This window comes from Erwinia sp. (assembly GCF_049696395.1).
Taxonomy (GTDB): Bacteria; Pseudomonadota; Gammaproteobacteria; order Enterobacterales; family Enterobacteriaceae; genus Erwinia.
This window is the reverse complement of the sequence record NZ_JBAVTT010000112.1, coordinates 1-10,898: the sequence shown is the minus strand read 5'-3', so window position 1 is coordinate 10,898 and position 10,898 is coordinate 1. Positions and strand designations below refer to the sequence as shown.

Sequence of the window (10,898 nt, the reverse complement as noted above, 5' to 3'; positions counted from 1 at the left end):
ATGCTGCGTCATATGGAATGGTTCGAAGCCGCAGACCTGATTGTTAAAGGCATGGAAGGCGCAATTGCTGCCAAAACCGTGACCTATGACTTTGAGCGTCTGATGGACGGCGCTAAGCTTCTGAAATCTTCAGAGTTTGGCGACGCTATGATCAAACACATGTAAGTGTGTTTGCCAGGAAAAGAGGAGCCTCAGGGCTCCTTTTTTTTGTCCTGAAAAAAGGGTTGCGATACGTTGCTTGTGCCATCGTAGGGATTATTCAGGCTGTTCTGGCAAGTTAATCGCCATCTCCATGCAGGGAAGGGCGCCAGCACTGGCCGAGTGATAAACGGTTTCTTTAACCAGCGTGAACCCCTGCCGTTGGTAGAAGGTAAAAGCATTGGGAGTTGAAGAGAGCTTCAGCTGCCTGATACCCCGTTTTATCGCCTCCCGTTTTATCGCTGCAATGATCTCAGTCGCAAAACCTTTGCCGCAATATTCAGGTAGGGTAAATAGGGCTTCGATGCTGTTCTCTGCAAGGTCCAGAAAGCCGGTAGCAACAGGGAAACTCCCTGATTCATCATCGACGACAAAGAAGGGGTTTGTTAGCACAACGCCACGGTAACCCTCTGGCATCAAATCTGGCGTCCAGGCCAGCAAAGCGTCGGCAGAATAAACGTCTTTGCAGCCTTCACGAAGGGCCTGATTACGTATCTTCCAAAGTTGTTCGGCTTCTTCGACAGTCGCGAGCCTTGCAGACATTATTCAGCTCCTTCCTGCTCGGATGAATGAACAATCAGAGTAAAGCCTTCTGAGGCACAGGGCGCTTCAAAGTAGCGGCTGATCAGCTCGAATTGTGCTTCCGTGGCGGCAAAATCATGGCTACCGCTGGCATTCCTGGCCTGCAGACGGGTTTTACAGTGGCTGTCCGCCACGTTGAGGTAGTGCAGCAGCGGTTCAGCAGAGGCTGCCTGAGCGATTCCCCTCATCCATTTGCGCAAAGAGACCGTATTGGCTGGGAAATCCAGTACCACCGAAATCCCCGTCGACAGGAGTGAAATCAGATGCGGCGTTATCGCCGATCGCAGCTTTGCAGAGCAGCGGACATAATCTGCCACGCTGTTCATTTCCTCGCCGTACAACGAGGCCAGCCAGCGGTCTTCTGAAATCAACAAGGTTACAGGTGCCTCCGCCAACTGACCGGCAAGGGTAGATTTACCTGAAGCGATTTTACCGCACAGCAGATGCAATTTTGGGGAAGAAGCGTTAGGAAGGGAGTGTCTGGACATCTTTACCTCGCTGTTGTTAACCAGACAAGGCGCCCGCCTTCTCTGGCGGGTGTCGACTAAATGACGAACGTTATCCCACCTGAAGTGCTGGTGTAATCATCATCATGTTGGCGATAACGGAATAACGATTCATGGGTTAAAAACTAGCAGAAGCCGGTAGCTGAAGTCTATCGCTCTGCGCTGGATTTAATGAAAAGGGGCATCCAGCCCCGAATACCTGCTCAACTTTTAATAAAGGTGAGCAGATCAGCATTCACCTGATCTTTATGGGTGCTGCACAGTCCGTGAGGCGCACCCGGATAGACGATCACCGTGGGATCCGGCAGAAGCTTAATGGCTGCTTCACTGGAAGATTTAGGGGGCACAATCTGATCGTCGTCACCATAGAGCACTAGCGTCGGGATCGTCATCTTCTTCAGGTCTTCTCGTTGGTCCGTTTCGGAGAAGGCTGCCACGCAGTCATATAAAGATTTGAGCGAACCCTGCATTCCCTGCAGCCAGAAACTGTCTCTCAATCCTTGTGATGCCTGCGCAGAATCCCGATTGAAACCATAGAAGGCGGTGGGGAAATCTTTGAACAGGGAAGAACGATCTTTCAGTAAGCCTTCACGAATACCGTCAAACACCGTTTTAGGCAAACCGTCCGGATTGAACTCTGTTTTGACCATAATCGGCGGCACAGCCCCGATCAGCGCAGCTTTTGCTACGCGGGAAGTGCCATGACGGCCAATATAGCGGGCTACTTCTCCACCGCCGGTAGAGTGACCAATATGCACCGCATCCTGTAAATCCAGCGCGGCGGTCAGTTCAGCCAAATCGTCAGCGTATTGGTCCATATTGTTGCCGTCCCAGGGTTGGGAAGAGCGGCCATGCCCGCGGCGGTCATGGGCGATGACCCGATAACCGTGCGAAGCCAGAAAAAACATTTGATCTTCAAACGCATCCCCGGATAAAGGCCAGCCGTGGCTGAACACTATCGGCTGGCCTTTACCCCAGTCTTTATAGTAAAGGCTTGTCCCATCTTTAAGTTTTAGATAGCTACCTGATGACATTATTTCGCTCCTCACACAATTAACTGATTGATTGGGAATAACATTACCTGCCGCAGCTCGGGCTGTTAAAGGCTAGTTCATCGGCAGGATGTTGTCGCATAAACCTTGAGGAAACAGGCCTGAAGCCTGACAAAACAATGGCCTAATCAGCGCCATAAATAATTGGGTAAAGTGCTCACGCGTACGCATTAAGCGATCTAAGGTATTACTATCAGCAGCAACAGCGCGAACAGACGTATTTGTCGAACCCTGGCCCCGGCCGGGGTTTTTTATTGCTCAAATCCTTGAGAAGACGCTGTAGCAAAAGGGGGCATCATGGTCGGTAATTTACTCGCCGTTAGCGCAGGCGCGGCATCTTCAGTAGGTTCAATGTTGTCTGGCCCTGTGGCCGGTATCAATTATGGGGTGGTATTCGGTGCCTTTGCTGGTGCTGTTTATTATGTTGCCACTGCAGTGGATCTGAGACTGATTATCCGTGCAGCCTATTTCATGGTCTCGTGGATTGTCGGGGTATTCGGCTCAGGCTTGGTCGGTGCGAAGCTCGAACAGTTATCCGGGTATACAGATCGCCCGCTGGATGGACTTGGGGCAATCCTGCTGTCCGCAGTGGCAATAAAAACCTTAACGTTGTTCAGTCAGCAGGATCCAGCCGCGTGGCTGGCACGCCTGAAAGGAGGTATCCATGGTCACAAATGATCCTCTGGTATTAACCAATGTTGTTACTGCCACGGCTATAGCTTTACGGCTGATGCTGTTTCGCAAACCAGGGTCCCACCATCAATGGTGGGCCTCGTGGCTGGCCTACATGATTGTGCTGGCCTATGCGTCGATTCCCTTCCGATACTGTTTCGACGCTTACGCCCATGCCAGTTGGGCATCCGTGATGGTAAACCTTATTTTTTGCGCTGCCGTGTTCCGTGCTAAGGGTAATGTAGCGTTGATGTTCGCTGTGCTGAGGCCACAGAAGTAGGGAGGAAAGGCGTAATTACCCCTGAAAGAAGCGGGAGTGTTCCTTATTTACAGCGGATCTGTCAGGCGTGTCTGATTGGATAACTCCGGCACCGTCACGCTATCGCAAGGTTAAGTTTGCACAATGGCCAGGTTGGCACTGGCGTGAATGAAAAGGGGATGGGAACCCAGGTGAGAACAGAGGCTGTAATCCCAGCCAGTACGGCTCCTGTGGGCAATATCATCCTCATCTTAACCGGGTAGACCGCAAATTCCCTTTCTTCAGCTGAATAGTAGCTTGCTAACGAAAACCGCCTGTTCAGGGCGGTTTATTTTTATCTGACGAATTTAAGCCGATTTTTCCTGCGAAAGGGCTGGTAGTCGGTCGCAAAGGGTGAAATAGTGCTAATTCATCACCAGGACAAATCTGTTTTTTACAGTGTTTTTTTCTGATTCGGGGTGATAAACCGCCTTTGTGGTCAAAAAAGCGTAAAAAACGGGCGTTTTTACATCCCTGTTGAAATCAAGGGTTGAGATGGCGGAGTGATGATCCGTAAAATAGGGCCAAAACTCAAATCAGGAGAATTCTGTGTCAGAAGCTGCTTCAATCAAAGAAAACCCTAACCGGCTGGAAGAGGCGAAAAATATCGCTTTGGGCTGGCGTATTGTCGGCAACATTGAACCGCAGACGCTGGAAGATGCCATTCAGATGCTGCGTGACAGCGCTGCACATGCTGCGAAGGTCTATGAATTGTTGTATGCGGAAATAGCCCAACGGGCGAAGTAATCAGCTTCCGGTGAATTATGCCGTCTGCGCCAGGCCTGGAGAGCGATAGTCCAGCCACGCTTCCCAACACCGCGAAGGATCGATATCACGGTATCCGCGTGAAGGATCCATCCCCCGGACAAGGTCGTCCGGCACGGAAATACAGGTGGCATTCTCACGAATGTGTTCCACTTCCTGCTGCGTTAACCCACTGCCTTTCTGCGTTTCTGCCTTCACCAGTAAGCTTATCAGTGACGGAATAAAGAGTACTGCCATCATCGCGTTCCCATTCGTTATGCCCTGGAAACATCTTCGGCTCATCTGGTGAAAACTTTAGCTGTGGTGCCGCATTGTGTGAAAAATATTCACCTGCTGCTTAATATTCTTCTGAAACTAACCACTGGTCTGCTTCATCAAACATCTCTTCAATGATCCGCAGCATGACTGACTTGTCGCTTTTGCTGGCATCGGTTTTCACGCCATTAGCCTGCATCGGTTTCACTTTCACTTCAGCCGCGGGGAAAACGCGTTGAATACGTTTTTCCAGCTCGTTCAGAATCAGTTCCTGCGCATTGGGCAATCCAGCAACGTTGCGCTTATCGTATGTCAGTTCTACAAACATGAGGGTATCCTGGTTATAAATGCTGGATAAAAATACAGTTATTGGCTGCAACCTTCAATGAAAATTTACCCGCCAGGAATAAACTGAAAATTCGCCTGAGCCGTGAAGCCAACGTGATTCCCCGCAACATTGATCAAATTTCCCTGTTTCAGTGCGCTACACTGCGCAATGTTGAATCCAATGAAGGAACGTACAAGATGAAAAAATTAGCTTATACATTAACGTTACTGGCTGGCGGATTACTGCTGGCAGGCTGTTCCAGCGACAATGTTCTGCACATGAAGGATGGCAGCACCGTGGTGGTTCAGGGCAAACCTGAGGTAGATAAAGCGACCGGCATGGTGATGTACACTGATGAAAACGGCAAGCAGCAGGCCGTTAATCAGGATCAAATCAAAGAGATGACCACGCTGAATAATTAATCACTGCGCGGGATTTGGTAACACTTAAGCCAAACGTGGGCAGCATGCTGTGGTAGGCTTTCTGAAATAACCAATGAAATCAGAGAGACTAGCCCGGAGACCGCTGCCCATGTTCCGCACTATCGCCACTGGATGTTTACTTACCTGCGCCACTTTTGCTGCCCAGGCCAACAACGACACGCCGCCAATGAACACCGAATTCCAGATCACCTGCCCAGGTCGCCCGACCATGACCGTCACCAAGGCGCAATACGGCCTGACCACGCTTATGTGGCCTGGCGATCATTTCCAGATTGCGGCGGGTAATCAGCGTTCGAAAACAGAAGACGGTGTAAAAGTGTCGATAGTCCTGTTCAGAAATGGCGATCAGATGGTGGTGAATACGTCAGACGACGACACGTTCTTCTCCTACAGCGGCGTACAAAAACTGGTGCCTTGTAGCCGCACCAGCGAACGCGAAAACAGCGCGGTTGACCTGCAACGCACCGATTCCTCTGGTAACGTCGATTCCTGATGCAGGCTAGTCAGGCAGCCGCTGGCGCAGATCCAGCGGCGAACTTTCCGCTTCATCCAGCAAGGCCAGCCACTGGCGCATGGTCACTTCCTGCCAGGATAAATGGCCTGCCGTTGTTCCCATCAGCACCACGTCTGGCCTCAGCGCGCGATAGAACTCAATCGACTTTTTCAAATCGGCTTCATTACTTTCCGGCACCAAAACCGTCACCCAGCGTTCGTGCGACAGCGTGATGGTATCGCCAACAAACAGATAGGTTTTGCCAAAAGGCGAGGCATAAAGATAGCTGGTGCTGCCCGGCGTATGGCCAGGCGTAGGGACAACGTGAAAACTGCCGCAATGCAGTTCAGCCTGATTGAAAGTGTCGTCAGCTTCAACATAGGGGCTGATCGGGCCCAGGGCCTTGTTGTGACAATATAAAGCCGAGTTAAACCGCGTTTGCAACAGGCGGGCACCAGGCCCGGCTTCATGCGAGTGGGTCAGATAATGGCGGATGATACCGCCCAAATCTTCAATCGCCTGATGATCATTCAGATTCTCAACGCGGGAAATCAGTAAGTTCCCCCGCGTATGCTGGAGCAAAAATCCATGCATCATCAGTTCCGGCTCATGCTCACTGGCCGGAAACTCTGGGGTTGATACCCAGAGGTCCTCGTACAACTGCTTCATGGGCGCTCCGGTGGTTAACGAAGCGTAGGGTGCCCTGATAGCGTCAGCGTGCTGCTTGAACCTTTGACCTGTAAATGCCCTTGCGCGCCTAACGGCAGCGTCACGGTATTCCAGTGATGGCCAAATTCAAGACCGGTAACCAACGGTAGGCCGGTTACCTGACGAATCAGCGTCCAGACGCTGTCGAAGTCATAGCCATTGTCATAATCGGTTAATGTCGCGCCGGTAAAGCTGCCGGTCACTATCGCCTTCTGGCGTGCCAGGATGCCGCTTTGAGCCAACTGAAGAAGCATTCTCTCCACGCGGAAAGGGTGTTCGTTCACATCCTCGATCACCAAAATGCCCTCTTCAATCTCGGGTAGCCAGGGTGTCCCTATCATCGAGGCAATCATCGCCAGATTGCCGCCCCAGACGGTGCCTTGCACGTCTACTTCCTGCGGCTGCGTTTCCCAGCTAAGGGTTAATTTAGGCGAAGTCAGCGCGCGCCAAAAGTGTTCTACCGTGAAATCAGATAAAACCTCAGCGCCGAAATTGCCGGCCAGCATCGGGCCACTGAAGGAAACAGTGCCATGCTTAAGTAAAGGAAGCTGAATGGCGGTGAAGTCGCTGTGACCGCAAAGAGCCAGCGGTTTGTCCTGTAATCTGGCGGCGACACCAGCAAAATCCAGCTGGGGCAACAGACGGGTAGCGCCATAGCCGCCACGAACCGCAAGGATGATATCCGGCAGGTTTTCCCTCTGCGCCAGGCCGTTAATATCCTGCAAGCGCTCGGCATCATTGCCAGCGAAGCGCTGGTCGCGGCGGGCAATCACTTGCGTATTCAGAACCTGATGCCCTTGATTTTGCAGCCGGTTAACGCCCAGCTGGGCAGCCTGCTGATGATGGCAATAGCCAGAAGGAGCAATCAGATGAAAAGTGCGCGGAGTAACGGACATATTGTTCACTTTAATCCTCAGTGCGGCGAAAGATCGGCCGCAATTCAATGGCATTTTGCGCTCAGCGCGAAAAAAAAGTCGCCTTCAGTCACAATCTGTGTGATTTATATCCAGTCCGAAAGGAATTATTTTACGCCACTGACGGTCCAATACCTCTGATGATGACGAAAAGCCGGCGTGAAGTCACTCGCCAGCGCTTCAAATTCAGAGTTTCGGTAATTTTCTCTTGCCCAGCGCACGCTATTATAAGGCGCAAGGCTAAGGCTCAGAGGATGAATATAGCGTGAGAAGTGTGAAAACGGTTGCGATACTGGGCGTGTTACTGCTGGCAGGGTGTGCCAGTAAACCGCATAAACAAACTATAACTCAGCAGCAAACGCCATTAACCAAGGCTCCGCCTGAAAAGGTGGCTCAGGCCTGGTCAATGTTTACGGAGAGCGCAGCAAACAACTATGGTGTCGATCAGAAACTGGTAGAAGCCATTATTTCAGTAGAATCGGGCGGCAATCCAACGGTAGTCAGTAAGTCGAATGCCATTGGATTGATGCAGATTAAAGCCTCAACAGCAGGCCGCGAGGTGTACCGGGTTCAGGGAAGAAGAGGGCAGCCGACCAGCAAAGAGCTGCGCGATCCGGTGAAGAATATTGATATCGGTACCGCCTATCTGAAGATCCTGCAGGATCAATCTCTGGCCGGGATCCGCGATCCTAAAACGCTGCGTTACGCCACCATCGTCTCTTATGCGAACGGTGCCGGTGCCTTGCTGAGAACCTTCTCGCGCGATCGCGATCGCGCTATTGCGATGATCAACTCGATGTCGCCGGAAGAGTTCTATCAGCATGTCCAGGAAAAACATCCTGCTGCTCAGGCCCCGCGTTATTTGTGGAAAGTGACCACCGCTTACCGCACCATCTAATCCCTGTCCGGCGTGCTGATTGCTCATCACGCCGGCTTGTTCTTTCAGGCCCGTACTGTTACTGAAAGCGGTTAGCTTTATCGCGTGCCAGCCGCTCCAGGGAAAAAATCACCTGCTGCAGCGAGCGCTCCTCACCGGCAGTCAGTGAGCTGAAGCGAAAACTCAGACGTGGCGTGATCACCGTTTCGTTCTTGTTGCCGACAATGCTGCGCTTGCCGACGTTAATCAAATACGCATCGACTTCAAACCGGCCATATTCACCCAGTTCAACCCGCAATTTCTTAAACTGTTCGCCGCCATGCAACCCTTCCGGAATGGGCGAATCCGCCAGGACACCCACGCCGCCAAGTGAGAGATCCTGTAAACGCAGACGGCCTTCGCCGCTGCCATCCGGCCACGTCAAATAACAATAAAAAATCGGGTCGAGTGGGGCGTTGATGCGGAAAAACTCGCGGCGTTGAATCATCCACAAAATGTCTGGCAGATCGGCACCAAAAGCTGGCAGGCCGTCGAACTTGTCGTCAGTCAACTCGCTCAGGGCAAATTCGACCTTAGCCCCGTGCATTTCTGCCGTCAGATGCAAATCTACGGCTTCAATCGCCAGGTGGTTTTCATGGTCGTTGCTCCCCAAGTCGAGCACCAACCGCGCCTGATCGGCATCCAGCAATTTGGTAATAAACTGGCCACGCGAATGAGAGACCAGGATTGGCGTCTGATTTTTCAACAGATTCTTCAATACCGCCAACACCGCCAACGGGCCGCGTTTCAGGTACTGTTCTTTATCATCTTCTTTCACATTCCACTCCGGTTGACTGCCAGAAAACACGCTTTGAGCGGTGATACGTCGAAGTATCGGCATTAAAACGTGACCCTTTAGATCTGAGGTGAAAAAAACGGACAAAAACTTTAGATTTAAATCACAGAGTTAGAATCCTGTCCTATACTAATCCCGTCTAATCAGTAAGTAACAAGGAGCTGTAAATGGGTATTTTATCTTGGATCATTTTTGGTCTGATCGCAGGGATTATCGCTAAATGGATTATGCCAGGTAAAGACGGCGGCGGCTTCATCATCACCGTGGTTCTGGGTGTAATTGGTGCTGTTGTCGGCGGCTGGATCAGTACGCTGTTCGGCTTCGGTAAGGTTGACGGATTCAACTTCGGCAGCTTTGTTGTTGCGGTGATCGGCGCGATCGTGGTGCTGTGGATTTACCGTAAAGTGAAAAGCTGACGGAGTAGTCAGTAATAAAGGAAAGGGAGACGATAACGTCTCCCTTTTTTTATGGCTTGCGGATCAGAAATCGTAGCCGACTGTGGCCACCACGGTGCGCTCTGCGCCCCAGTAGCAGTAACCTGTGCCGTAACAGGCAGAGACGTAATCACGGTCTGTCAGGTTATTGGCATTCACCTGGACAAACGCGCCTTTCAGGCTGCTGTTCCAGCTGCCCAGGTCGGCACGTACAGAGGCGTCAAACAGGGTAGTGGAAGGCAGACGAGTGGTGTTCTCGTTGTCAGCCCACTGCTTGCCGATGTAACGCACACCAGCACCAACGCTGATGCCCCAGTTCAGCTGGTATTTTGCCCAGGCAGAAGCCATGGAATTTGGCGTAACGTAAGGCGTGTGGCCATCGTTGCCATCCACAGAATCTTTAAAGCGGACGTGATTCAGGGTGTAGTTGGCAAGGGTGCTAAGACGCGGCGTGATCTGGTTGTGAGCTTCCAGTTCGATACCTTGTGAGTGCACTTTACCGGCAGGCTCGAAGTAAGATTCTTTCACTACCCGGTTTCCGACATCTTTCTGCGTCAGGTCATAGACCGCCACGGAGTAAAGATCAGAAGTCCCATTCGGTTGATACTTGACACCGGCTTCATACTGCTCAGCAGTGGTCGGTTTCAGCAATGAACCATCTTCAGCGGAGAGCGACTGAGGTGTGATCGCCTGGCTGTAGCTGGCATAAGGCGAGATACCATTGTCGAAAGCGTACAGCAGGGCAGCACGGCCACTGACGTGATCGTCCTGACGACGTTTCTTATCGCCAGTTGACCAGGTATTTGTCTGTGAGACGATGCGGTCGTAACGGCCAGACACATCAAGATGCCATTTCTGCCAGGTCATTTCATCTTGCAGATAAACACCAGTCTGGTAATACCGACGCTGCGAGTTGGTAAAGGTATAGCTCTGCCGATCGCCCACGGCCTCTCCGGTCAGTGCATTCAGCTGGTTAGCACTGCCGCTAGCATCGCTCAGATTATTGGTATAGCTGTGGTATTCACCACCCAGAACCACTTTATGGTCTACTTCGCCAGTGGCGAAATCGGCCTCAAGCTGGTTATCAATCGCATAAGCATCCAGCGAAGAGCGTGAACCGGAGTAATAGCGGTTCAGCAGGTCTGGATTCTCGCTGTCCCAGCCAATTTGATAAACCTGATCCAGGTCGACGTTTGAATGGGAATAGCTGGCGTTAGAACGGAATGCCCAGGTGTCGTTGAAGCGGTGAGCAAATTCGTAGCTGTAAATCTGCTCGTTACGCTTGAACTGGTCCAGCGAGCTGTCGCCATCGTAGAAACCGTTGCTCAGCTTGCGGCCGTTATGTTCGGTGATGCTGCCATCGCCCGGAACGGCACTGTGATAGCCGCCAGACGGATCTTTTTGCAAATAGGCGCGCAGTAACAGCGAAGTATCTTCATCCGGCTGCCACAACAGAGAAGGGGAGATCGCATACTTCTCTTCGCGGGTGTGATCGTATTGGGTATCGCTGTTGCGAGTGATCCCTGTCAGACGAAACG

General features: G+C 51.7%; 16 protein-coding genes and 1 pseudogene. 8 read left to right on the top strand and 9 right to left on the bottom strand.

Translation table 11 applies throughout. The annotated features are described in order from the left end of the window. Positions 1–165: pseudogene (locus tag WCC56_RS14535) on the top strand (NADP-dependent isocitrate dehydrogenase); the annotation flags it as partial. Between the two features lie 90 nt (positions 166–255). Here WCC56_RS14535 and WCC56_RS14530 read toward each other — a convergent pair. The 3 genes from WCC56_RS14530 to WCC56_RS14520 form a co-directional block, all read right to left on the bottom strand. Continuing rightward, positions 256–741, bottom strand: coding sequence for a GNAT family N-acetyltransferase (locus tag WCC56_RS14530; protein WP_424693061.1), 486 nt, complete (start codon positions 739–741; stop codon positions 256–258). Next, complete coding sequence (locus tag WCC56_RS14525) at positions 741–1,268, bottom strand: AAA family ATPase (RefSeq protein ID WP_424693060.1); 528 nt, start codon at positions 1,266–1,268, stop codon at positions 741–743. Before WCC56_RS14525 ends, WCC56_RS14530 begins: the two co-directional genes overlap by 1 nt. Positions 1,269–1,489: 221 nt before the next feature. Continuing rightward, complete coding sequence (locus WCC56_RS14520) at positions 1,490–2,320, bottom strand: alpha/beta fold hydrolase (protein ID WP_424693059.1); 831 nt, start codon at positions 2,318–2,320, stop codon at positions 1,490–1,492. 315 nt (positions 2,321–2,635) lie between these two features. Here WCC56_RS14520 and WCC56_RS14515 point away from each other — a divergent pair, with 315 nt between their 5' ends. The 3 genes from WCC56_RS14515 to WCC56_RS14505 all read left to right on the top strand — a co-directional run bounded on the left by WCC56_RS14515 (position 2,636) and on the right by WCC56_RS14505 (position 4,055). Beyond that, entirely contained in the window at positions 2,636–3,016 is a 381-nt protein-coding gene (locus WCC56_RS14515) for a putative holin (protein ID WP_424693058.1), read from the top strand. Then, positions 3,003–3,290 (top strand): phage holin family protein, encoded by a 288-nt coding sequence (locus WCC56_RS14510; RefSeq protein ID WP_424693057.1) that lies wholly within the window; start codon positions 3,003–3,005, stop codon positions 3,288–3,290. Before WCC56_RS14515 ends, WCC56_RS14510 begins: the two co-directional genes overlap by 14 nt. Positions 3,291–3,857: 567 nt before the next feature. Further along, on the top strand, positions 3,858–4,055 hold the full coding sequence (locus WCC56_RS14505) for a hypothetical protein (RefSeq protein WP_424693056.1): 198 nt from the start codon (positions 3,858–3,860) through the stop codon (positions 4,053–4,055). Between the two features lie 15 nt (positions 4,056–4,070). Here WCC56_RS14505 and WCC56_RS14500 read toward each other — a convergent pair whose 3' ends face one another. Together WCC56_RS14500 and WCC56_RS14495 are read right to left on the bottom strand one after the other, a co-directional pair. Beyond that, positions 4,071–4,313 carry a hypothetical protein gene (locus WCC56_RS14500; protein WP_424693055.1) on the bottom strand — a complete coding sequence of 81 codons (243 nt, stop codon included), beginning with the start codon at positions 4,311–4,313 and terminating at the stop codon, positions 4,071–4,073. A 97-nt stretch (positions 4,314–4,410) separates the two neighbouring features. Further along, complete coding sequence (locus tag WCC56_RS14495; RefSeq protein ID WP_424693054.1) at positions 4,411–4,656, bottom strand: DinI-like family protein; 246 nt, start codon at positions 4,654–4,656, stop codon at positions 4,411–4,413. A 197-nt stretch (positions 4,657–4,853) separates the two neighbouring features. On the opposite strand from WCC56_RS14495, the gene WCC56_RS14490 reads away from it, so the two are divergent. Both WCC56_RS14490 and WCC56_RS14485 read left to right on the top strand, forming a co-directional pair. Further along, complete coding sequence (locus WCC56_RS14490; RefSeq protein ID WP_424693053.1) at positions 4,854–5,078, top strand: YgdI/YgdR family lipoprotein; 225 nt, start codon at positions 4,854–4,856, stop codon at positions 5,076–5,078. Positions 5,079–5,187: 109 nt separating this feature from the next. Next, entirely contained in the window at positions 5,188–5,592 is a 405-nt protein-coding gene (locus WCC56_RS14485) for a hypothetical protein (RefSeq protein WP_424693052.1), read from the top strand. 6 nt (positions 5,593–5,598) lie between these two features. Here the strand turns inward: WCC56_RS14485 and WCC56_RS14480 are convergent, their stop codons facing one another. Further along, positions 5,599–6,261, bottom strand: coding sequence for an MBL fold metallo-hydrolase (locus WCC56_RS14480; protein ID WP_424693051.1), 663 nt, complete (start codon positions 6,259–6,261; stop codon positions 5,599–5,601). Positions 6,262–6,275: 14 nt separating this feature from the next. Then, positions 6,276–7,196 (bottom strand): muramoyltetrapeptide carboxypeptidase, encoded by a 921-nt coding sequence (gene ldcA / locus WCC56_RS14475; protein ID WP_424693050.1) that lies wholly within the window; start codon positions 7,194–7,196, stop codon positions 6,276–6,278. Between the two features lie 292 nt (positions 7,197–7,488). Here ldcA and emtA point away from each other — a divergent pair, with 292 nt between their 5' ends. Further along, positions 7,489–8,112, top strand: coding sequence for a membrane-bound lytic murein transglycosylase EmtA (gene emtA / locus WCC56_RS14470; RefSeq protein WP_424693063.1), 624 nt, complete (start codon positions 7,489–7,491; stop codon positions 8,110–8,112). A 58-nt stretch (positions 8,113–8,170) separates the two neighbouring features. On the opposite strand, the gene WCC56_RS14465 is transcribed toward emtA, so the two are convergent. Further along, positions 8,171–8,908 carry a flagellar brake protein gene (locus tag WCC56_RS14465; protein WP_424693062.1) on the bottom strand — a complete coding sequence of 246 codons (738 nt, stop codon included), beginning with the start codon at positions 8,906–8,908 and terminating at the stop codon, positions 8,171–8,173. Positions 8,909–9,093: 185 nt separating this feature from the next. Between WCC56_RS14465 and WCC56_RS14460 the strand changes: the two genes are divergently transcribed. Continuing rightward, on the top strand, positions 9,094–9,342 hold the full coding sequence (locus tag WCC56_RS14460; protein ID WP_306212290.1) for a GlsB/YeaQ/YmgE family stress response membrane protein: 249 nt from the start codon (positions 9,094–9,096) through the stop codon (positions 9,340–9,342). Positions 9,343–9,405: 63 nt separating this feature from the next. Here WCC56_RS14460 and WCC56_RS14455 read toward each other — a convergent pair. Then, the coding region (locus tag WCC56_RS14455) for a TonB-dependent siderophore receptor (protein ID WP_424693049.1) at positions 9,406–10,898 on the bottom strand (1,493 nt) is incomplete at its 5' end.

Coding starts and splice junctions, on each gene's coding strand:
- WCC56_RS14530 (WP_424693061.1), bottom strand. CDS start 741: ATGTCTGCAAGGCTCGCGACTGTCGAAGAAGCCGAACAACTTTGGAAG.
- WCC56_RS14525 (WP_424693060.1), bottom strand. CDS start 1,268: ATGTCCAGACACTCCCTTCCTAACGCTTCTTCCCCAAAATTGCATCTG.
- WCC56_RS14520 (WP_424693059.1), bottom strand. CDS start 2,320: ATGTCATCAGGTAGCTATCTAAAACTTAAAGATGGGACAAGCCTTTAC.
- WCC56_RS14515 (WP_424693058.1), top strand. CDS start 2,636: ATGGTCGGTAATTTACTCGCCGTTAGCGCAGGCGCGGCATCTTCAGTA.
- WCC56_RS14510 (WP_424693057.1), top strand. CDS start 3,003: ATGGTCACAAATGATCCTCTGGTATTAACCAATGTTGTTACTGCCACG.
- WCC56_RS14500 (WP_424693055.1), bottom strand. CDS start 4,313: ATGATGGCAGTACTCTTTATTCCGTCACTGATAAGCTTACTGGTGAAG.
- WCC56_RS14495 (WP_424693054.1), bottom strand. CDS start 4,656: ATGTTTGTAGAACTGACATACGATAAGCGCAACGTTGCTGGATTGCCC.
- WCC56_RS14490 (WP_424693053.1), top strand. CDS start 4,854: ATGAAAAAATTAGCTTATACATTAACGTTACTGGCTGGCGGATTACTG.
- WCC56_RS14485 (WP_424693052.1), top strand. CDS start 5,188: ATGTTCCGCACTATCGCCACTGGATGTTTACTTACCTGCGCCACTTTT.
- WCC56_RS14480 (WP_424693051.1), bottom strand. CDS start 6,261: ATGAAGCAGTTGTACGAGGACCTCTGGGTATCAACCCCAGAGTTTCCG.
- ldcA (WP_424693050.1), bottom strand. CDS start 7,196: ATGTCCGTTACTCCGCGCACTTTTCATCTGATTGCTCCTTCTGGCTAT.
- WCC56_RS14460 (WP_306212290.1), top strand. CDS start 9,094: ATGGGTATTTTATCTTGGATCATTTTTGGTCTGATCGCAGGGATTATC.